The 20,580-nt window shown below is 69.0% G+C and carries 24 protein-coding genes; 20 read left to right on the top strand and 4 right to left on the bottom strand.

Features of this window, described 5'->3' with window-relative positions; genetic code table 11:
- Positions 1-39: 39 nt before the first annotated feature.
- Positions 40-624 (bottom strand): LOG family protein, encoded by a 585-nt coding sequence (locus FBZ89_RS08525; RefSeq protein WP_145749591.1) that lies wholly within the window; start codon positions 622-624, stop codon positions 40-42.
- Between the two features lie 260 nt (positions 625-884).
- Between FBZ89_RS08525 and FBZ89_RS08530 the strand changes: the two genes are divergently transcribed.
- From FBZ89_RS08530 to FBZ89_RS08540, 3 genes are all read left to right on the top strand, one after another.
- Entirely contained in the window at positions 885-1,388 is a 504-nt protein-coding gene (locus FBZ89_RS08530; protein WP_145749592.1) for a c-type cytochrome, read from the top strand.
- A gap of 7 nt (positions 1,389-1,395) precedes the next feature.
- Entirely contained in the window at positions 1,396-2,133 is a 738-nt protein-coding gene (locus FBZ89_RS08535) for a cytochrome b/b6 domain-containing protein (protein ID WP_145749593.1), read from the top strand.
- Between the two features lie 153 nt (positions 2,134-2,286).
- Complete coding sequence (locus tag FBZ89_RS08540; protein WP_145749594.1) at positions 2,287-3,303, top strand: Ig-like domain-containing protein; 1,017 nt, start codon at positions 2,287-2,289, stop codon at positions 3,301-3,303.
- Positions 3,304-3,385: 82 nt separating this feature from the next.
- Here the strand turns inward: FBZ89_RS08540 and FBZ89_RS08545 are convergent, their stop codons facing one another.
- On the bottom strand, positions 3,386-3,850 hold the full coding sequence (locus tag FBZ89_RS08545; protein ID WP_145749595.1) for a hypothetical protein: 465 nt from the start codon (positions 3,848-3,850) through the stop codon (positions 3,386-3,388).
- Between the two features lie 246 nt (positions 3,851-4,096).
- On the opposite strand from FBZ89_RS08545, the gene FBZ89_RS08550 reads away from it, so the two are divergent.
- Positions 4,097-5,368: an FAD-dependent monooxygenase gene (locus FBZ89_RS08550; RefSeq protein WP_145749596.1), complete on the top strand. Its 1,272-nt coding sequence runs from the start codon at positions 4,097-4,099 to the stop codon at positions 5,366-5,368.
- Here FBZ89_RS08550 and FBZ89_RS08555 read toward each other — a convergent pair.
- Positions 5,365-6,078, bottom strand: coding sequence for a helix-turn-helix transcriptional regulator (locus FBZ89_RS08555; protein WP_145749597.1), 714 nt, complete (start codon positions 6,076-6,078; stop codon positions 5,365-5,367). The two genes, FBZ89_RS08550 and FBZ89_RS08555, sit on opposite strands and share 4 nt — an antisense overlap.
- A 104-nt stretch (positions 6,079-6,182) precedes the next feature.
- Here FBZ89_RS08555 and FBZ89_RS08560 point away from each other — a divergent pair, with 104 nt between their 5' ends.
- The 3 genes from FBZ89_RS08560 (at position 6,183) to FBZ89_RS08570 (ending at position 7,869) form a co-directional block, all read left to right on the top strand.
- Positions 6,183-6,740, top strand: coding sequence for a DUF5655 domain-containing protein (locus FBZ89_RS08560; RefSeq protein WP_145749598.1), 558 nt, complete (start codon positions 6,183-6,185; stop codon positions 6,738-6,740).
- Complete coding sequence (locus FBZ89_RS08565) at positions 6,727-7,236, top strand: hypothetical protein (RefSeq protein WP_145749599.1); 510 nt, start codon at positions 6,727-6,729, stop codon at positions 7,234-7,236. The genes FBZ89_RS08560 and FBZ89_RS08565 overlap by 14 nt, the downstream gene beginning before the upstream one ends.
- A gap of 129 nt (positions 7,237-7,365) precedes the next feature.
- Positions 7,366-7,869 (top strand): hypothetical protein, encoded by a 504-nt coding sequence (locus FBZ89_RS08570; protein WP_040849387.1) that lies wholly within the window; start codon positions 7,366-7,368, stop codon positions 7,867-7,869.
- Between the two features lie 25 nt (positions 7,870-7,894).
- Here the strand turns inward: FBZ89_RS08570 and FBZ89_RS08575 are convergent, their stop codons facing one another.
- A complete protein-coding gene (locus FBZ89_RS08575) occupies positions 7,895-8,716 on the bottom strand; it encodes a DUF2189 domain-containing protein (RefSeq protein ID WP_246172094.1) in 822 nt (273 codons plus the stop codon).
- A gap of 299 nt (positions 8,717-9,015) precedes the next feature.
- On the opposite strand from FBZ89_RS08575, the gene ccoN reads away from it, so the two are divergent.
- From ccoN to FBZ89_RS08640, 13 genes are all read left to right on the top strand, one after another.
- On the top strand, positions 9,016-10,497 hold the full coding sequence (gene ccoN / locus FBZ89_RS08580; protein ID WP_145749600.1) for a cytochrome-c oxidase, cbb3-type subunit I: 1,482 nt from the start codon (positions 9,016-9,018) through the stop codon (positions 10,495-10,497).
- A gap of 15 nt (positions 10,498-10,512) precedes the next feature.
- Complete coding sequence (gene ccoO / locus FBZ89_RS08585; RefSeq protein ID WP_145749601.1) at positions 10,513-11,238, top strand: cytochrome-c oxidase, cbb3-type subunit II; 726 nt, start codon at positions 10,513-10,515, stop codon at positions 11,236-11,238.
- A gap of 10 nt (positions 11,239-11,248) precedes the next feature.
- On the top strand, positions 11,249-11,443 hold the full coding sequence (locus tag FBZ89_RS08590) for a cbb3-type cytochrome oxidase subunit 3 (protein WP_004274101.1): 195 nt from the start codon (positions 11,249-11,251) through the stop codon (positions 11,441-11,443).
- A 9-nt stretch (positions 11,444-11,452) separates the two neighbouring features.
- Positions 11,453-12,346: a cytochrome-c oxidase, cbb3-type subunit III gene (gene ccoP / locus FBZ89_RS08595; RefSeq protein ID WP_145749602.1), complete on the top strand. Its 894-nt coding sequence runs from the start codon at positions 11,453-11,455 to the stop codon at positions 12,344-12,346.
- Positions 12,347-12,663: 317 nt separating this feature from the next.
- Positions 12,664-14,250 (top strand): cytochrome c oxidase accessory protein CcoG, encoded by a 1,587-nt coding sequence (ccoG, locus tag FBZ89_RS08600; protein ID WP_145749603.1) that lies wholly within the window; start codon positions 12,664-12,666, stop codon positions 14,248-14,250.
- 32 nt (positions 14,251-14,282) lie between these two features.
- The gene (locus FBZ89_RS08605) at positions 14,283-14,798 is read left to right on the top strand and encodes a FixH family protein (RefSeq protein ID WP_246172095.1); all 516 of its coding nucleotides are present in this window, start codon (positions 14,283-14,285) and stop codon (positions 14,796-14,798) included.
- A gap of 19 nt (positions 14,799-14,817) precedes the next feature.
- Positions 14,818-17,223 (top strand): heavy metal translocating P-type ATPase metal-binding domain-containing protein, encoded by a 2,406-nt coding sequence (locus tag FBZ89_RS08610; RefSeq protein ID WP_145749604.1) that lies wholly within the window; start codon positions 14,818-14,820, stop codon positions 17,221-17,223.
- Positions 17,223-17,387, top strand: coding sequence for a cbb3-type cytochrome oxidase assembly protein CcoS (gene ccoS, locus FBZ89_RS08615; RefSeq protein ID WP_004274417.1), 165 nt, complete (start codon positions 17,223-17,225; stop codon positions 17,385-17,387). The genes FBZ89_RS08610 and ccoS overlap by 1 nt, the downstream gene beginning before the upstream one ends.
- Positions 17,388-17,413: 26 nt before the next feature.
- On the top strand, positions 17,414-17,629 hold the full coding sequence (locus tag FBZ89_RS08620; RefSeq protein WP_145749605.1) for a hypothetical protein: 216 nt from the start codon (positions 17,414-17,416) through the stop codon (positions 17,627-17,629).
- Between the two features lie 77 nt (positions 17,630-17,706).
- Positions 17,707-18,237, top strand: a complete 531-nt coding sequence (locus FBZ89_RS08625; protein ID WP_145749606.1) for a mismatch-specific DNA-glycosylase — start codon at positions 17,707-17,709, stop codon at positions 18,235-18,237.
- Between the two features lie 185 nt (positions 18,238-18,422).
- Positions 18,423-19,646, top strand: a complete 1,224-nt coding sequence (locus tag FBZ89_RS08630; RefSeq protein WP_186457260.1) for a GGDEF domain-containing protein — start codon at positions 18,423-18,425, stop codon at positions 19,644-19,646.
- A gap of 126 nt (positions 19,647-19,772) precedes the next feature.
- The gene (gene fliN, locus FBZ89_RS08635) at positions 19,773-20,075 is read left to right on the top strand and encodes a flagellar motor switch protein FliN (RefSeq protein WP_145749608.1); all 303 of its coding nucleotides are present in this window, start codon (positions 19,773-19,775) and stop codon (positions 20,073-20,075) included.
- Between the two features lie 48 nt (positions 20,076-20,123).
- Positions 20,124-20,567, top strand: coding sequence for a PaaI family thioesterase (locus FBZ89_RS08640; protein ID WP_145749609.1), 444 nt, complete (start codon positions 20,124-20,126; stop codon positions 20,565-20,567).
- Positions 20,568-20,580: the final 13 nt, after the last annotated feature.

Raw genomic sequence — 20,580 nt, forward strand, 5'->3', positions numbered from 1 at the left:
CCCCCCGCATGAACCAGGCCCGGCCGCCCTTGAAACCGGCTACAGCCGTTCCACCGCGATCTTCTGCAGGGCGTCCGGGGCCCGGCGCAGCGCCGGCAGGATGGCGTGGACGCTGTCAACGAAGGTGAAATAACTCTCGATTTCGCCACGACCGAAACCGGTGGCGCGGATGTGGGTCAGCAGGTCGCGCAGCGGATCCCAGTAGCCGCCGATATTGGCGATGACCACCGGCTTGTCGTGCAGGCCCAACTGGCGCCAGGTGATGATCTCGAACGCCTCGTCCAGGGTGCCCAGGCCGCCCGGCATGACGACGAAGGCGTCGGACTTCTCCACCATCATGCGCTTGCGCGTGTGCATGCTGTCCACGACGTGCAACTCGGTCAGGCCGCCGTGGTCCACCTCGCGCACCTGGATATGGTCGGGGATGATGCCCACCACCTCGCTGCCCGCCGCCAGGGCGGCATCGGCGGTGATGCCCATCAGGCCCACGCGGCCGCCGCCATAGACCAGCCGCAGGCCGGCGTTGCCGATCAGGGTGCCCAGGTCGTGGGCGGCCTTCTTGTATTCCTCCGACACCTGGCCCGAGGACCCGCAATAGACACAGACGCTACGCACCTTGGACATTCCTCTCATCCTTATGGAACGGACGGGCTTATGGAACGGGCGGGATGGGCTTCAGCCACCTCATCCCCGCCCCGGATGCCGCCGTCCGATGACCGCCAGCGGGGCTTGCCGGACGGGTGACGGCCCGTTACACCATCCTTGCGAGCCGACTGCAAGCCATCCGGCAGGCCGTGCAAGGCAGCGGATGGCATTAGGCGACCCGGACGGGTGGCGGGCAAGGCCATAGAGATAAGTGGTTACAATCAGGGCAGGAGAGAAGAATGCCGCGTGCTTTTCGTGATGTCCCGCAAGCCTTTCGCGCCGGTTCCGCCGTGCGTGTCGCCGCCGGCCTGGCCCTGGCCGCCGCCCTTCTGGGGGGCAGCGTCGCCCACGCCGCGCTGGACCCGGCGGAAATCGTCAAGGCCCGCCAGCAGGACATGAAAAAGCTGGGCGGCGGCATGAAGGTGTTCATGGGCTATCTGAAGGATGACAAGGGCACCGCCCAGGACGTGGCCGCCGCCGCCGCCGCCATGGAGGCCGTGACCAAGGGCCTGCCCGACCAGTTCACCGAGGGCACGGCCGTGGGGGTGGGCGAAAGCGAGGCCCTGCCCGCGATCTGGCAGGAGAACGCCAAGTTCCGCCAGGGCTTCACCGACCTGGCCCAGGCGCTGGACAAGATCCTGGCCCTGCCGGCCACCGCCGACAAGGCCGCCATCGGCCCGGCGGTGCAGGCCGTGGGTGGCACCTGCAAGCAGTGCCACGAGACCTACCGGCAGAAGAAGTAAGCCGGGCATGATGCCCGCGGATCAGGGCGGGCTCCCGGGGGCGCGCATCCCCATCTGGGACCTGCCCATCCGGCTGTTCCACTGGCTGCTGGTCGCCGACCTGGCCGGGCTGTGGTGGACGGCCACCCATGACGATCTGGCCCTGCATTTCAAGCTGGGCTATGGCGCCCTGGCCCTGCTGCTGTTCCGCCTGTTCTGGGGTGTGGTGGGCAGCGACCAGGCGCGCTTCGCCCGCTTCCTGAAGGGGCCGGCGGCGGTCCTGCGCCATGTGCGCCACATGGCGGCGCCCGGTCCCCTGCCGGTGGAGCGGGGGCACAACGCCCTGGGCGGCTGGGCCGTGGTCGTCCTGCTGCTGGTGCTGCTGGCCCAGGTGGGGACCGGCCTGTTCGCCGTGGACGACGACGGGATGGAGGAGGGACCGCTGGCCCACCGTGTCAGCGGATCGGTCGCCAAGCTGGCGCGCCGCCTGCACCATATGAACTTCAGCCTGATCCAGGGGGTGGTGGCCATCCACGTGGTGGCGGTGCTGTTCTATCTGGTGGTCAAGCGCGAGAACCTGGTGCTCCCCATGGTCACGGGGTGGAAACGCCTTACCTTGCTGCCCGATGGCGAACAGGGCCCCAAAGACGCCCGGGGGGAGACGCCCGGGGGACGGGAGGGCCATGGCTGGGTCCCGCTATGGCGGGCCGGTCTGTTGGCCGCCATCGCCGCCGGATTGGTGGCGGGTCTGGTCGTTTTCGCCTGACGCGGCGATCTTCCAGGCTTGATCGCGTGGGCGCCGCCGGGCTATTCCGGGGTGCACCCGGCATCGTATCCAAGATCGTTGGCAAGATCGTTGGGGGGCTCATGAACCGGCGGCCGGGGGTCAGCCGCCGGGTGAATGACAAAGGAACCGACTGTGACGCAGAACAAGGTCATTGCCGCCGTTGTCGGCGTGGGCGCGCTGGCGCTGCTGGTCTGGGGCTTGTCCCACATGCAGGCCGACCGCACCGCCGGCACGACGCAAACCCCCGCCCCGGCCGTGGCCGAGGCCCCGTCCGGCCCCAGCGCGGTTCCCACCTTCGATGTGGTGCGGGTCAGCCCGGACGGTACGGCGGTCATCGCCGGCCGCGCCATGCCGGGCGCCGCCGTCACCATCTCCGACGGTGACAAGGAACTGGGCACCGTCACCGCCGACAAGCGCGGCGAGTGGGTGCTGACCCCCACCCAGGCGCTGACCCCCGGCTCCCGCACCCTGTCCTTGAAGATGAAGACGGCGGAAGGCGCCGAGGTCGCGGCCGATGAGACGGTGACCCTGGTGGTGCCGGACGCCAAGCGCGACATCGCCGGCCGCAAGCAGAACGAGACCGGCGGGGCGCTGGCCGTCGTCACCCCGCGCCAGGGCGGCAGCCGCGTGCTGCAGAGCCCGGTCAAGACCGACAAGTCGCTGGCCGTCGCCATCGACACCATCGACTACAACCGCGCCGGCGCCGTCACCGTGGGCGGCGACGCCCCGCCCAAGGCGGAGGTGCAGCTGTACCTGGACAACACTCTGGTGGGCCACGCCACGGCGGACCTGCAGGGCCGCTGGTCCATCACCCCGGAGCGCCTGGTCGATCCCGGCCGCTACACCCTGCGCGCGGACCAGGTGGGGGCCGACGGCAAGGTGGCCGCCCGCGCCGAGGTGACGTTCGAGCGCCAGCCCATCGCCGACAGCGACAGCCGCGCCGTGGTGGTGGTGGCCGGCAACAACCTGTGGACCCTGGCCCGCCACCTCTATGGCGAGGGCATCCAGTACACCACCATCTTCGACGCCAACCAGGACCAGATCCGCGATCCCAACCTGATCTACCCCGGCCAGATCTTCATCCTGCCCACCACCAACGGGCAGGCGAACGGCGCGCAGGGTGCCGGCGGCGCCGGCGGGCATCACTGAGCGTGCTCGCAAAGAAAACGCCCCGGGGAGCGATCTCCGGGGCGTTTTAACTTTGGGGGGCCTTTGGGGGGCACGGCTGGCCTTACAAATAGCTGCCGAAAATCCGCAGGTACGGCCGCGCCTCCTGGATGAACTGCACCGTCTCGTACATCAGGTTGGTCAGGCTGACATGGCCCGGCACGTCCTGCTGGCTCAGCACCAGCACCTTCTGCTGTTCGTCGACGATGAAGCGGGCGGTGCGCAGGCTGGCCGTGGCGCGCAGGATGGACTGAAGCTTGGCGCGCTTCTCCGGCGCCTCGATGGTATAGGGCAGGAAGCCGACCTCGGCCCAGATCTGGAACAGGGTGCTCTCGTCCTGCGGCGTGATCGAGACGTGGAACAGCAGGCCGTCCAGATAGAAATGGTGGCGGGAGGGGGAGCGGTGGCGGTTCAGCTGGACCGTACCGTCCTCGCCGAACAGCAGGGCGTCCTTGCCCAGGGGCAGGCCCGCCTGGGCGCTCTGCGCCAAGCCGGCTAGGTTTTGGACGGTGACGATCGCCTGTTCCATTGACTGAACGCCCTCTCAATGCTTTTAGCGCCGGTTCGGCAGCAGAACAAACCGGCGTCATGCTTACCCTCAGGCGCCGTTGGCCGTCCACCTTAATCCCGGGGGCCGGCTTGTCGTGAAGGCGCCCTATTGCCAAGGTGCGCATTGCGGCGCGCGTGAAGCGGGAGCATATCGGCAGAGAACTAACAAGAAGTAAGCGGCCAGTTCCTGGAACGTGGTGGGGAAACGGGGTGGGAGGACGCGGACTTGAGCAGCGATATGGATGTGGCGGTCCTGGTGGTGGGGGCCGGCCCCACGGGCCTCGCGCTGGCGGCCATGCTGGGCCGCACCGGCGTGCCCGTGCGGGTGATCGACAAGGCGGTGGGGCGCTCACAGCAATCAAAGGCGCTGGGCGTGCACGCCGGCACGCTGGAGGCGTTGTCGGACGTGTTCGGCGTGGGGCTGCCGGCCCGCATGGTGGCCACGGGCCAGCCGGTGCGCGCGGTGCATTTCCATTTGGGCGACCGCCAGCCCATCGCGGTGGACCTGGGCGGCCTGCCCAGCCCCTACAACTTCGTCCTGGTGCTGCCGCAGGGGGAGACGGAACGCCTGCTGGCGGAGCAGGCGGCGGCCTTCAACGTGGCCGTCGACTGGAACCATGAGCTGGCCGCCCTGCGGCAGGACGGGGACGGCGTGCAGTGCGAGGTGCGCCGCCCCGACGGCGGCATCGAGCTGGTGCGCGCCGCCTATGTCGTCGGCTGCGACGGCGCCCACAGCGAGGTGCGCCACCAGGTGGGTGCCGGTTTCGCCGGCGGATCCTATCCCGGCACCTTCCTGCTGGCCGACGTGAGCCTGGACTGGGGCCCGGGGTATGGGGATTTGGGCCACGACTCCGTGCGCTTCTTCAGCACGGAGGCGGGTGCCATGGCCTTCTTCCCGCTGAAGGATCCGGATCAGGCCACCCTCGGGCCCACGCTGTGCCGCCTGGTGCTTATCCCCAAGGGCGATGCGCCGGCGGCGGAGGCGGAGGTCGACCTGGCCGTCTTCACCACCCTGGCCCGCGCCGTGTCCGGCCTGCCCCTGGTGCTGGAGGAGGCGGCGTGGCTGACCCGCTTCACCATCCACCACCGCATGGTGAAGCGGCTGCGCCACGGCCGGGTGTTCCTGGCCGGCGACGCCGCCCATATCCACAGCGCCGCCGGCGGCCAGGGCATGAACACCGGCATCCAGGACGCGCTGAACCTGGGCGCCCGCCTGACGGAAGCGCTGCGCCGGGGCCCGCGGGGCAGGAAGGACGAGGGCGTGCTGGACCGCTACGCCCAGGACCGTCTGCCCGTGGCGCGCGGCGTGCTGCGGGGCACAGACCTGATTTCCCGCGTGGGCCTGCTGGCCGACGGCTGGTGGGGCCGGCTGCTGCGCCGCCACATCCTGCCCCTGGTCATCGGCACCCCGTTCCTGCGGCGGCGCATCGCGCTGACCCTGTCGCAACTGCCGGTGTCGCGCCAGGAACGGCCGGTGCGGCTGGCGGCGCTGGACTAAACCCCGCTGCCGGCCATTTCCCGCGCCACCGCCTCGCCCTTGGCGCGGCGGAAGTCGACCAGGCGCTTGCCCGGCTCATCCCGGAAGGTCTGGTCCAGCACCTCCGAAGCCCGCAGGCGGTCCAAGCGGAAGCAGCGGAAGTCCGCCTTCAATTCGCACCAGGCAATCAGCAGCCACACAGGCCCGAAGAAGCTGAGCGACAGGGGACGCACCGATCGCTCGCTCAGGGTGCCATTCAGGGTTTCGTAGGTGATGCGCAGGTACTGCCGCCGCTGGGCAGCGCGCTTCAACTGCAGCAGGTCCACCGCAGGCGGGTGGCGGCTCACCCAAGGGGGTGCCCACAGGATCTCCCGCGCCGCGCTGTCGCGGGCAGCCTTGGGCAGCACGGCCCGGATCTTGGTCAGCGCCATCTCCGCCTGCGCCGCCAGGGCGCCGTCGCTCCAGATGCTCAGCACCCGGGCGCCGAAGGCCAGGATCTCCGCCTCGTCCTCCGTCAGGGTCAGGGGTGGCAGGAAATAGCCCTGGCCAAGGCTGAAGCCCACGCCGGCCTCGCCCCGGATGGGGACACCGGCGGCCAGCAGCGCCTCGATGTCGCGATAAACCGTGCGGGCCGAAACCTCCAAAACCTCCGCCAGGGTGGCCGCCGTTACCACCGGGCGGCCTCGCAGCAGGTCCAGCAGGATCAACAACCTTTCCGCGCGACGCGCCATCTTGCCACCATGCTGTCAACAGGCTGACCATAGAATGCATGACGGCGCCGCCCCCGGGGAAGATGGGGCGGATGCTGGAACCAGGGACAAAGGGAGGGGCGGCCATGGCGTCGGTGGAAGACGCGATCGCGACAATGGAACGGAACATCGAGGCGGCGTCGGGGCAGCCGGTGGCCGTGTGGGTGGGACGCATTCGGGCGCAGGGCCTGACCAAGCACGGGGACATGGTGACTTGGCTGAAAGCGGAACATGGCTTCGGCCACGGCTATGCCAACCATGTCGCCAAGCGCGCCTTGGCTGACGCCGCACCGCGCTCGACCGACGATCCTGTGGCGCACTTGTTTGAGGTCAAGGCGGGGCTGCGCCCCCTCTACGACGCGCTGGTCGCGGCGGTGATGGCGTTCGGCCCCGATGTCGAGGTGGCGCCCAAGAAGGCCAATGTCAGCATCCGCCGGCGCAAGCAGTTCGCCTTGATCCAGCCGTCGACACGCAACCGCCTGGACCTGGGGCTGGTGTTGAAGGCCCGTCCGCCGGAAGGCCGGCTGGAGGCGTCGGGCAGCTTCAACGCCATGTTCACTCATCGGGTGAAGTTGGAGGCCGTGGCTGACCTGGATGCCGAAGTGCTGGGGTGGCTGAAGGAGGCTTACGATGAGGCGGTTTGAGCGGGGATTGGCCGCGGCCGCGCTGGCGGCGATGACATTGATGCCCCAGGCGAAAGCGGCGGAGTCGCTGGCGGCCCTCTCCTTCCTGGTGGGCGAGCGCGTTGCCGACTCCGTTCCTGGTGGGCGGCCCAACCAAGGGGGCACGTCTGAGATCAGGCCCGACCTGAACGGCAGCCTGCTGGTGCGTCGTGACCGCACCCACATGGCTGAGGGCGGCGACCTGGACATGCTCATGACCATGTATGCGGAGGGCGGACGCTTGCGCGCCGATTTCTTCGACACGGCTGGGCACGTCATCCACTATCACGTGACGGAACTGGCGCCGGGCCGGCGCGTCCAGTTCACCAGCGATCCGGCGCCAACGGCCCCCACCTTCCGCCTGACATATGAGGGGCTGGCGGGCGGCCGCCTGGCCGTCCGGTTCGAGATCGCGCCGCCGGGGCCGCAACCGTCCTTCACGCTGTTCACCGAGGGGACCTTGTCGCCGGCGCCGTGATAAGCGCTGTCGAGGCGGTTCCATCCCCCTTCCGCGCATGCCCGCCCGCCCGTCGGCGGCGCTTTGATCCGGCGGGGGGCCTGAGTATACAGGAAGGGTGCGGTGCCCTAGCGACAGGATGGCATACCGGTGGTCAGACGTGTCTATTCCCGCAAGGAAGTGGTGGGCCTGCTGGACGCGTTGGAGCGCCAGGCGCGCGAATCCACCCAGCTGGCCAAGCAGGCTGAAGCCGCCGCCGCCCGCGACAGCTTCGAGGCCTACAACGCCTTCCGCAACAAGGTGGGGGAGTTCCGCGCCCTGTGCATCCTGGTGGAAGGCCGCCTGCGCAGCATGGACGGTCCGGTGGATGACGTGCGCGAGCGCTACGCCCAGCTGGACACCCTGATGCTGAGCCTGCTGGTGCGGGCCAGCATGCGCTTTTTCTTCGTGCTGTCGGCCAAGACCGTGCTGCCCCTGGGCGCCCGCGAAATCTTCGTGACGGAGTTGCGCAGCCTCTATGAGGCCAGCGAGAAGCTGCGTAAGCCCGAATATGCCAGCCGCCTGAACGAATCGATCCGCAGCGAGCTTGAGACGGCCGAGATGATCCTGGAAGAGATCATCGACAAGGCCCCGTCCATGCTGCAGTTCAGCTGAGTTTTTTGACCTTCCAAGCCTCGCTTCATGCCTTCGGCGTGACCGGGGTGATCGCGGCGGGCAGCCGCACCACGTCGCGGTAGGCGTGCCAGCTGGCGTGGCCGATGAGGGGAAGCAGCGGCACCAGGCCGATGAACAGCGTGACCATGCCCAGCGCGACGGCCCCCGCGATCAGGGCGGCCCACAGCAGCATGGCGCGGGGGCTGGCGCGCACCGCCGTGATGCTGGTGGCGACGGCGGTGAGGACGCCGACGTCGCGGTCCAGCAGCAGGGGCAGGGTCACCACGCTGATGGTGAAGGTGGCCAGCGCCAGGGCGGCGCCCAGCAGGGTGCCGACGATCAGGAAGGGCAGGGCCGCCGGGGTCAGCAGCACGGCGGCCAAGCCGTCCGGCGGCACATGCACATCGCCCAGCATCAGGGCGTAGAGCAGGGTGGCCAGGCGCACCCAGAACAGGTGCATCAGCAGCAGCACCACGCCGAAGGCGCCGATGGCGGACAGATTGCCGCGCCAGGCGTTCAGGCAGGCGGCGGCGTCGGGCGGCAGCCCCCGTTCCCGCCGGCGCGACGCCTCGTAGAAGGTGACCGACAGCAGGGGCGCCAGCAGCATGAAGCCGCCGGTGAGCGGCAACAGCAGGGCCAGCCAGCCGTCCAGGATGGCCACGGCCGTGGCGAAGAAGCCCACCGCCGCCAGTATCAGGCCGTAGCCCAGGCTGATGGGGGGCGTCGCGGCCATGTCGTCCCACCCCAGCCGCAGCCAGTGCCAGGGCCGGTCCATCGGCACCCGCCGCACCGCGGGCGAGGGGTGGGTGAAAACCGGAATCAGGGTTCCGTCCGTCATCGCCGTCATGGCCTTGTGCCGCTCCGCCCAGGGGTTGCAACGCCAACCGCGTTCCGGAGGCCTTCTTGCCGGGCCTTCCGTCACTCACCCAACCATACGCCAAGTTGATGGATGGCGGCTTGACGCAGGTCAATGCGGCAGGGTGTGCCCACCATCACAGTGCCGACGCTGAGGAGCATCGGCCCCGTCGCCCGACGGACACCGCCTGGGAAACCAGGCCCGCCGATGCCCGCAATCGTTGTCTTAAGAGACGAGGTCCGGGGTTCAACCCGGGCCCCTGCCGCTTGAGCCCATATTCGGGGGGTGTCATGAGTGTAGCGGTTTCCGGGGGGGTGCCCATCACGGCGGCCCGTCCCGCCAGCCGGGAAGCCTATGTGGAGGATGTGGTCCGCGCGTTCACCATCGCGACCATGTTCTGGGGCATCGCCGCCTTCACGGTCGGCGTCCTCATTGCCTTTCAGTTGGCGTTTCCCGCGCTGAATTTCGGTTTGGAATGGACCAGCTTCGGCCGCGTGCGGCCGCTGCACACGTCCGCGGCCATCTTCGCCTTCGGCGGCAACGCGCTGCTGGGCACCTCCTTCTTCGTGGTCCAGCGCACGTGCCGCGCCCCCCTGTTCGGCGGCGCGCTGCCGGCCTGGTTCATCTTCTGGGGCTACCAGCTGTTCATCGTGCTGGCCGGCACGGGCTATCTGATGGGTATCACCCAGGGCAAGGAATATGCTGAGCCCGAGTGGTACACCGACCTGTGGCTGACCATCGTCTGGGTCGCGTACCTGATCGTGTTCGCCGGCACGCTGATCAAGCGGCGTGAGCCGCACATCTACGTGGCCAACTGGTTCTACCTGGCGTTCATCATCACCATCGCCATGCTGCACATCGTCAACAACCTGGCGGTGCCCGTCAGCTTCACCGGCACGAAGAGCTACGGCGCCTTCGCCGGCGTGCAGGACGCGATGATCCAGTGGTGGTACGGCCACAACGCGGTGGGCTTCTTCCTGACCGCCGGTTTCCTGGGCATGATGTACTACTTCATCCCCAAGGCGGCGGAGCGGCCGGTTTACTCCTACCGCCTGTCCATCATCCACTTCTGGGCCCTGATCTTCCTCTACATCTGGGCCGGTCCGCACCACCTGCACTACACGGCCCTGCCGGACTGGACGCAGACCCTGGGCATGGTGTTCTCCATCATGCTGTGGATGCCCAGTTGGGGCGGCATGATCAACGGCATCATGACCCTGTCGGGCGCCTGGGACAAACTGCGCACCAACCCGTCCCTGCGCTTCACGGTCACCGCCGTCGCCTTCTACGGCATGAGCACCTTCGAAGGCCCGGTCATGTCGATCAAGCCGGTGAACGCGCTCAGCCACTACACCGACTGGACCATCGGCCACGTGCACTCCGGCGCCCTGGGCTGGGTCGCCTTCGTCACCTTCGGCGCCCTGTACTACCTGGTGCCGGTGCTGTGGCGGCGTAAGGGGCTGTGGAGCCAGACGCTGGTGGAATGGCACTTCTGGACCGCCACCCTGGGCATCGTGCTCTACATTACCTCCATGTGGGTGTCGGGCATCATGCAGGGCCTGATGTGGCGCGCCTACGACGACATGGGCTTCCTGCAGTACTCGTTCGTCGAGACGGTGGCCGCCATGCACCCCTACTACATCATCCGCGGCATGGGCGGCGTCCTGTTCCTGACCGGCGCCATCATCATGGCCTTCAACATGTTCCGCACCATCAAGCATGGCCAGCCGCTGGCGGAAGACCGGCCCGCGGGCCTGGTCGCGGCCGAGTGAGCGGAGGGACCGAAAATGAAATTCTCTCACGCCATCGTCGAAAAGAACGTCGTCATCCTGGCGCTGCTGACCCTGATCACCGTGTCCATCGGTGGCCTGGTGCAGATCGTGCCCCTGTTCTCCATCGAAACCACGATCGAGCGGGTGGGCGGGGTGCGCCCCTACACCCCGCTGGAGCAGATGGGCCGCAACATCTACATCCGCGAGGGCTGCTACGTCTGCCACAGCCAGCAGATCCGCACCTTCCGTGATGAGGTGGAGCGCTATGGCCCCTACAGCCTGGCGGCGGAAAGCATGTACGACCATCCCTTCCAGTGGGGGTCCAAGCGTATCGGTCCGGATCTAGCCCGCGTCGGCGGCAAGTATTCCAACGACTGGCACGTCGCCCACCTGAAGGACCCGCGCGCCGTGGTGCCGGAATCGATCATGCCGACCTACGCCTTCCTGGCCAGCCGTCCGCTGTCGGTGCCCAACATCCAGGATCACCTGAAGACCCTGCGCACCGTGGGCGTTCCCTACACGGACGACATGATCGCCAATGCCGCCGCCGACCTGAAGGCCCAGGCCGATCCGGACGCCGACGCCAGCGGCTTGCTGAAGCGGTACCCGAAGGCGGTAGTGGGCAAGTTCAACACCGAAAGCCCCGAGCTGACGGAGATGGACGCCCTGGTCGCCTACCTGCAGATGCTGGGCACGCTGGTCGAGTTCAGCAAGCTGCAGCCCGAAGACCTGCACCAGTGAGGGGGATGCCATGGAAGAGTTCCACGCCCTGATCTCGCAGGTTTGGCTGCTGTGGTTCGTGGCCTTGTTCAGCGGCATCGGCATCTGGGCCTACTGGCCCTCGCGCCGCCGCCGCCTGGACGAGTGCGCCCGTATCCCGCTGCTGGATGACGCCGACCACCCCCTGCCTGCACGGCGGCGGTCGGTGCCGACTATGAAAGGCTGAGGTCCCCCCATGTCGACCAACACTGACAACCATGCCCATGCGGGCAGGGAAAAAGACGCCCATACGGGCCGGGAGACCACCGGCCATGAATGGGACGGCATCAAGGAGCTGAACACGCCGCTGCCCAAATGGTGGCTGTACACCTTCTACGCCTGTATCGCCTTCGCCCTGGTCTACACCGTGCTGTATCCCGCCTGGCCGTCCTTGCACTCCCACACCAAGGGCGTGCTGGGCTGGACCCGGCGTGACACGGTGAAGTCCGAGCTGGACACCCGCCAGCAGGCGCTGGCGCCCTTGAAGGCCAAGCTGCTGGCCACGCCCATCGGCGAGGTGGAGAAGGATCCGGAACTGCGCGGCTACGTGCAGGCCGCCGGCCACATCGCCTTCGCCGAGAACTGCGCCGCCTGCCACGGCGCCGGCGGCGCCGGGGGCAAGGGCTTCCCCAACCTGGCCGACGATGATTGGCTGTGGGGTGGCACGCCGGAGCAGATCCTGCAGACCGTCACCTACGGCGTGCGCAATTCCAACCCGGACTCCCGGGTGTCGGACATGCCGCGCTTCGGCGCCGATGGCCTGCTGACCAAAGAGCAGATCAACGACGTGGCGGAATATGTGCTGAGCCTGTCGAACACCGGTACGGACAAGGCGGCCGCCGGCCGTGGCGCCCAGGTGTTCGCGGACAACTGCGCCGCCTGCCACGGTGAAAAGGGCGACGGCAACCCCGACGTGGGCGCCCCCCGCCTGAACGACGCCATCTGGCTCTATGGCGGGGACAAGGCCACGGTCGTCCAGACCATCACCTACGCCCGGCGTGGCAGCATGCCGGCATGGAGCGAGCGCCTGGATCCCGCCACTGTCAAGCTGTTGGCCGCTTACGTGCACACCCTGGGCGGTGGGAAGTAAGGCCGACGGGGGCGGGACCATCCTTCCCCCCGCCCCCTGACGCCCCTTCCAAGGGACCCCGCCCAGGGTCCGCACGAGAGAACCCCCGCCGCACCCCATCCGGCGGGGGTTTTTCTTTGCCCGGATCACAGTTGCGGCGCTTTGCAAGCGGTTGTTTTTACGGCTGTGACCTGCCGTCGCGGCGCGGCAATGGCCGGCGGGCGGTTGATCTATCGCAAGGCGAGGGAAGCGGTGCGGGCATAGGGTCCGTCCATATCCGCGTTGGTGGCCCAACAATTGGGGCTCCGCCACGCGGTCGACACGGAATGGACCGACCCATGGACACGACCCCCACGGATGGCCGCCCCGCCAAAGAGGGACAGGACGGCGAGGTGCTGGACCGCCCCGCCGCGAAGGCACCCCGGGCCTCCGCGGCCCGCGATGGCCGCCCGCGTTCCGTCAAGGTGGATCTGGAGAACGGCGACACCAGCAGCCTGTATGCCGAGCGCATCAAGATTTATCCCAAGGCCGTGTCCGGCCGCTATCGCACCATCAAATGGGCCGTGCTGGCGCTCTGCCTGGCCGTCTACTACACCGTGCCCTGGTTGCGCTGGGACCGGGGGCCGGGGGCGCCCGGCCAGGCCGTGCTGATCGACCTGTCGGCCCCGCGCGCCTATTTCTTCGGCATCGAGATCTGGCCGCAGGAGGTCTACTACATCACCGGCCTGCTGGTGCTGGCCGCCGTGGGCCTGTTCCTGGTGACGGCGCTGGCGGGGCGCGTGTGGTGCGGCTACGCCTGTCCGCAGACGGTGTGGACCGACCTGTTCATGGCGGTGGAGCGGTGGACCGAGGGCGATCGCGGTGCGCGAATCCGCCTGGACGGCCAGCCCTGGACCCGTGAGAAGCTGCTGCGCAAGACGGCCAAGCACGCCGCCTGGCTGGCCATCTCGCTGGCCACCGGTGGCGCCTGGATCCTGTATTTCGACGACGCGCCCACGGCGCTGAAGGGCCTGTTCACCGGGCATGCCACGGTCAGCGAGTATTTCTTCGTCGGCCTGTTCACGGCGACCACCTACATCCTGGCCGGCTGGGCCCGCGAGCAGGTCTGCACCTATATGTGCCCGTGGCCGCGCATCCAGGGCTCCATGCTGGACGTGCATTCCCTGGTGGTGACCTATGAGGCCTGGCGCGGTGAGCGGCGCGGGCCGCACAAGGCCGGCACCAGCTGGGAAGGCCGGGGCGACTGCATCGACTGCGGCCAGTGCATCGCCGTCTGCCCCACCGGTATCGACATCCGCGATGGCCAGCAGCTGGAATGCATCGGCTGCGGCCTGTGCATCGACAGCTGCAACGACATTATGGCCAAGGTCGGCCGCCCGCCCGACCTGATCCGCTTCGACACCCTGGCCAACCAGGAAGCCAAGGCCCAGGGCCAGTCGAACCGCTATCGCCTGATGCGGCCGCGCGTTGTGATCTACGCCCTGGTGCTGGCGGTGGTGGGGGGCGTGATGCTGACGGCCCTGGAGACGCGCACCACCATGGGCATCAGCGTGCTGCGCGACCGGGCGCCGCTGTATGTCACCCTGTCCAACGGGGCCTTGCGCAACGGCTACACCATCAAGGTCATCAACAAGCGGCGGGGCGAGAGCGAGTTCCGGCTGGGCGTGGTCGGCCAGCCGGGCGCCACCGTGGCGGTGCAGGACGTGGGCGAGGCCCACGGCACGGAGGGCGTGGCCTTGACCGTGCCGGGCGACGCCGTCGCCACCTTCCGCGTCTTCGTCAGCCTGCCGCGCCAGTCGATGACGCGTGACGGTGGCGCCCAGGGCTCCATCCCCCTGGTGTTCAGCCTGACGGAGCAGGGGCCCGCCCCCGCCCGCCCCACCTTCTACGAGGGCGTCTTCATGGGCCCCGGCGCCAAGCCCTGATCCCGAGGCCCTGATCCCGAGGAGTGATCGTCATGACCGTCATCGACATGCCCCGCCGCCAGCCGCTCAAGCCCAAGCGCTCCCTCATCCCCTGGATCTTCGTGGGCGGCATGGGCGTGGTGATCGTGGTGAACAGCATCCTGATCTACTACGCCATGCACAGCTGGACCGGCATCGTTACCGCCAAGCCCTATGAGCGGGGCATCGAATACAACAAGGTGCTGGAGGCGCAGGCCCAGCAGGACGCCCTGGGCTGGGTGTTCGACGCGGATATCGAGCCGGCCGCCGACAGCGCGAAGGGGACGGGTGTGCTGACGGTGCGCATCACCGACCGCGACGGCGCCGTCCTGGACGGCATGACCCTGACCGGCCGCCTGGTGCGGCCCATCGACATCATGCCCGACATGCCGCTGACCTTCACCGCCAGCGGCAACGGCCGCTACACGGCCATCGTCACCCTGCCTAAGCATGGGCAGTGGGACCTGAAGCTGAAGGCGGAGAAGGGCCCCCACTGGTACCACCTGACCCGCCGGCTGTTCGTGAAGTAAGGCGGAGAGGACGCAACCCATGCCCTTGGACAGCCTGACGACGCACTGCCGGCATTGCGGCCAGCCCCTGCTGGGGGCGGCGACGGAGCGGGGCGCCTTCTGCTGCCAGGGCTGCGCCGGCGCCTACACCCTGATCCATGACCTGGGGCTGGATGCCTATTACGACCGCCGGCCGGCGGAGGCCGCCGCCCCCGCCGTGGCGGATGACGGGGATGGCGCCGATCCCCTGCTGGGCCTGCCCGATGCGGTGGCGGTGGCGCCGGACGGCAGCTGCCTGCTGCGCCTCAGCGTCGACGGCTTGCACTGCGGCGCCTGCCTGTGGCTGATCGAGGCGGCGGTGACCAAGCACCATCCCGAGGTGCGCTCCGCCCGGGCCAACCTGACCACGCGCTGCCTGACCTTGCGGTGGACGGGCACGCCCACCCAGGCCGTGGAGTACGCCCGGCTGGTGACGGGCCTGGGTTATCGCGTGGCGCCCTTCGGCGGTGCCGGCGCGGGGGCCGACCCGGCGGCGGCGCAGGAACGGGCGCTGCTGCGCCGCCTGGCGCTGGCGGGTTTCGCCGCCGCCAACGTCATGCTGCTGTCCGTGTCGGTCTGGTCCGGCGCCGATGCCATGGGCGACGCCACCCGCACGCTGTTGCACTGGGTGTCGGCCCTGATCGCCCTGCCCACGGTGGCCATCGCCGGCCAGCCCTTCTTTCAGTCGGCCCTGGCGGCGTTGCGCGCCGGCCGCACCAACATGGACGTGCCCATTTCCGTGGGCGTGCTGCTGACCACGGGCATGAGCGTGGTGATGACGGTCCAGCATGGGGAGCACGCCTATTTCGATGGCGCCGTCATGCTGCTGTTCTTCCTGCTGGTGGGGCGCTACCTGGACAGCCGGGCGCGCGGCCGGGCCCGGTCCGCCGCCGCCCACCTGCTGGCGCTGAACCAGGCGCCCGTGACGGTGCTGGGCGCCGATGGCCTGCCGCAGGTGCTGCCGCCCGCCCGCGTGCCCCTGGGCGCCACCGTGCTGGTGGCGGCGGGGGAGCGCATCGGCGTGGACGGCACGGTGGCCGAGGGCGTTTCCGATCTGGACGCCAGCCTGGTGACGGGCGAGACGCTGCCCTTGGCGGTGACGCCGGGCGCCCAGGTCTTCGCCGGCATGATCAACCGCACCGCCCCCTTGCGCCTGACCGCCACGGCCAGTGGCGAGGGCACGCTGCTGGCGGAGATGGTGCGCCTGCTGGAGGCGGCGGAGCAGGGGCGGGCGCGCCATGTCCTGCTGGCCGACCGCATCGCCCGGGCCTACACGCCCGTGGTGCACCTGACGGCGCTGGCTACCTTCCTGGCCTGGGTGTTCTTGGGATCCGCCGCCTGGTACCAGGCGCTGCTGATCGCCGTGTCCGTCCTGATCATCACCTGCCCTTGCGCCCTGGCGCTGGCCGTGCCGGCGGTGCAGGTGGCGGCCAGCGGCCGGCTGATGCGCCAGGGCATCCTGCTGAAGTCCGCCACCGCCCTGGAGCGCCTGGCCCCCATCGACACCGTGGTGTTCGACAAGACCGGCACCCTGACCCTGGGCCGGCCCGACCTGGTGGCCGATCCCACCCTGGCGGCGGAGGAATTGGAACCGGCGGCCCGCCTGGCCCGCGCGTCGCGCCACCCCCTGTCGCGGGCACTGGCCCGCGCCGCCGGGCCCGGCCCGGTGGCCGATGGCGTGGTGGAGGTGCCGGGCGGCGGCTTGCGCTGGATGGGGCCGCAGGGCTTCGTCCGCCTGGGGTCGCGCGCCTTCTGCGGCGTGGCGGACTCTGCCAACGGCGGCGTGGACGAGGGGCGGGCGGGGCCGGAGCTGTGGTTCACCCGCTGCGGTCAGGCGCCCCGGCGCTTCCTGTTCGCCGACCGGCCCCGCCGCGACGCCGCCGCCGTGGTGGCGGAACTGAAGGCCGCCGGCTACCGGGTGGAGCTGCTGTCCGGCGACCGCGCCGTCACCGCCCAGGCCCTGGCGGCGGAGGTCGGCATCGATATCGTGCGCGCCGACGCCCGGCCGGCCGACAAGTGCGCGCACCTGGCGGCGCTGCGGGCGGAAGGGCGGAACGTCCTGATGGTGGGCGACGGGCTGAACGACGCCGCGGCGCTGGCCGCCGCCGACGTCTCGCTGAGCCCCGCCAGCGCCGTGGACGTGACCCAGACCGCGGCTGACGTGGTGTTCCAGGGCGATGGCCTGGCGGCGGTGGCGGAGACGCTGGCCGTGGCCCGGCGGGCGCGCGCCCTGGTGCGCCAGAACCTGGCCTTCACCCTGCTGTACAACCTGTGCGCCGTGCCGGTGGCCATCGCCGGCTTCGCCACGCCGTTCGTGGCCGCCGCCGCCATGTCGGGATCATCCCTGGCGGTGATGGCCAATGCCCTGCGCCTGGGAAGCAAAAAGCCCCGCGATGGAGGTTACTGATGAACAGCCTGCTTTTCCTCATCCCCGCCGCCCTGCTGCTGGGCGGGCTGGGGCTCTGCGCCTTCCTCTGGGCGGTGCGCGACGGCCAGTTCGAGGACCTCGACGGCTCCGCCACCCGCATCCTGTACGAGGATGAAACGCCGCTGCCCAAGCGGCACACCTGATCCCGTTTAGTCTGATGGAGTGAGTCATGAAAGCGTCCAACACCCTGCCGGCCGTCATCGTTCATGGCATGGGCATCATCGTGGCCGTGCTGGGCCTGTTCTTCGCCGCCGGATCCACCGACCTGGCGGGCTACATCGACGGCCTGCTGTTCGTCGCCTTCGGCGTGCTGGTCAATTTCTTCACCATCGCCCGCACCATCGGCGGGCATGCGGACGAGCTGGCGCAGCAGCCGGCGGAGTGACGCCGGCGCCTGGCGTCTGAGGGTTGCATGAGGGGTAGGCACTGGCGCGGGGTGGGGGCCATCCCTATCTTTGCGCCATGCTGATCCCCGATGTCCTTGTTCCCGGCCTTCACCTGGTGTTCTGCGGCACGGCGCCCAGCCGCGCCTCCATGGCGGCCAAGGCCTATTACGCCAAGCCCGGCAACGCCTTCTGGCCCAGCCTGCATGCCGCCGGTTTCACGCCCACGCGCCTGACGCCCCAGGAATACCCCACCCTGCCGGGCCTGGGGTTGGGCCTGACTGACCTGAACAAGACCCAGTTCGGCAACGATGTGGACCTGGATCCTGCCGCCTATAACGTGGCGGCCTTCGTGGAGAAGATGCGGCGCCATCGCCCCGGCGCCGTGGCCTTCACCAGCAAGACGGCGGCGTCCGTCTTCCTGGCCGGGCACTTCGGCCTGGTCGGCAGCCCGGTGTATGGCCGCCAGGCCCAGGATTTGGAGGGCACCGCCCTGTTCGTTCTGCCGTCCCCCTCCGGCCAGGCGCGGCGTTTCTTCACGCTGGAGCCGTGGCGGGAGGCGGCCGCCTTCGTGGCCGCGCGCCGGGCCGCCTCCGTCCCGCTCCCCTGATTTTGCAGATCTGCATTTCCAGGTGGTGCGCCGGCACTGTCCACTCCGGTAACGGTTGTGTGTTATTACCATCGCCAGGCCTGATGGTTATTTGATAGGCGCGCGATGTCCCGTCGCCGATGTCCCCGATTAATGGAACGGGCGGTATCCATCGATTTTCAGTGTCGCGGGACGGCGGACGCGAGATGCAAATCCTGACACTTCTCATCGTCAATATTCTGCTTCATGTCGTCGCCGCCTTCTGTTTGTTTCCGGTGGGGCGCACTCTGAAGGCGGGCAGGGCGGTTTGGTTCTGGGTCCTGTCAAATCTATTGCATGCCGCCGGCCTGTTGATGGTGCTGGCGCCCTATCCGACCCGGCCGACGCCGCTTTTCAGCCTGATCGGCAACCTGCAGATCGACTGGGGAACCATGCTGGCGTTCGTCGGCATCCAGTCATTCCTGAGCCGTTCGCGGCGGACCTTGTGGCTGCTGGTGCCCGCGGCGGCCCTGTCGTGCGCCAAGATCGGCGTCTTTCTCACGTTCGGTCTGCACATGCCCATCAACGTCATCCTGGGATGCGGTTGCCGCTTCCTGTTGGCCGCCGGCAGCGCCTGGCTGTTGCTGCGCCATGCAGAACGGGACTTGCGGATCGCCGCCTGGACGATGGCCGGCTTCAATTTGGCATGGGCGTTGGTGCTGCTGACCAGGATGGCTTGGGAAGCGCTGCAGGTGCTGCCGCATGACGCCGTCGTGATCGGTGACTTGAGGGAGCCTACGTCGACGATGGCCTTGCTGCTGCGGGTCGGCGTCACGTTCACGCTGACCCTGGGTTACCTGTGGATGGTGGGCCGGCGGCTGCAGACGCGCCTGACCCATCTGGCGGAACAGGACCCCCTGACCGGCATCGCCAACCGCCGCGTCCTCTGGGAAAAGGGGGAGCGCATGGTGGCACGGGCGCGGCAGCGGGACGGCATGCTGGCGGTGCTAATGGTCGATATCGACCATTTCAAGGCCATCAACGACCGGTGGGGCCATGGCGTGGGTGACACGGTGATCACCCGTGTCGCGCAAACCATTGCCGGCGTCATCCGCGCCACGGACATCCTGGGCCGCGTCGGTGGCGAGGAATTCGCGGTGGCCCTGCCTGACGCCGATGCGGCCACGGTGGCCGCCGTGGCGGAGCGGATCCGCAAGGCGGTGGCCGACCTGGTCGTGGACCCGCGAACGCCGCTGCGCTGCACGGTCAGCGTCGGCCGCGCCACTCTGGCGCCCGGCATGGATTGGGCCGCGCTGGTGCATGCCGCCGACCAGGCGCTTTATCGCGCCAAGACCGGCGGCCGCAACCGGGTGGAGGCGCATCTGTGGGACGAGGCGGTGCCGGATGCCGGCGTGGAAGCCCCCGGACTGGCCGCAGCCTGCTGGATATAGACATACATCATCCCGCGCGGCTCTCGCCGGGGCATCCATCCAAATCGCTGCTCCCTTGGCTATCGGGTCATGGTAATGTCATCCGGTATCCCACGGGCGGGACTTGCGAATACGGGATCCGGCGACATGAGCAACCAGGACGATATCGACGCCATGTTCGGCGGTGGCGGCGCTACCATGTCGTCGCCCCCCGAACTGTCGGCCATCTATGACACGGTGGTCGAGGTGTCGGTGGTGCTGGGCACCTCCACCATCCGCGTGCGCGACCTGCTGAAGCTGGGCCGCGGCGCCATCGTGGAGCTGGACCGCAAGATCGACGACCTGTCCGACATTATCGTTTCCGGCCGCACCGTCGGCCGGGGCGAGGTCACCATCGTCGAGGACAAGATCGCCGTGACCTTCCGCGAGTTCACGCGGGTGAACGGCTGATGTCGTTCACCTGAGAACCAGCACCTGAGAACCAGGGGGGCGGGGCACATGATGGCGGACGGCGGCGCGGTGGAGACGAGTGCGGAGGGCTGGGCCCTGTGCCCCGTGACGCCCGGCTTCATCGCCCATATCGGCCCCTTCTGGGAGGGGCGGCCCGCCCGTGGCGGCGGGGATGGCGGCTGGGTCCGCGCCTTCGTGGCGGATGAACGCCACCTGGCCGGCACGGGCCAGATCCACACCTCCGTCCTCTCATCCTTTGCCGAGTTGGTCTGCCTGCGCGCCATCAGCGACGAAGGCGTGCCGGAGGGGGAGGCGGTGCTGCTGAACCTGACGCTGAACCACCTGGGCAGCGGTCCGCGCGGCACCCTGGTGCAGGGGGAGGCGCGGCTGATCCGCCGCAACTGGTCACAGCTGGTGACCGAGGTCCGCATCCACGATGGCGACCGTCCCCTGGTGGCCGGCACCGCCCTGTGGAGCCTGGCCGGCGCCTGAGAACCGCCTTTCG

This window comes from Nitrospirillum amazonense, assembly GCF_007828045.1.
Classification (GTDB): Bacteria; Pseudomonadota; Alphaproteobacteria; order Azospirillales; family Azospirillaceae; genus Nitrospirillum; species Nitrospirillum amazonense_C.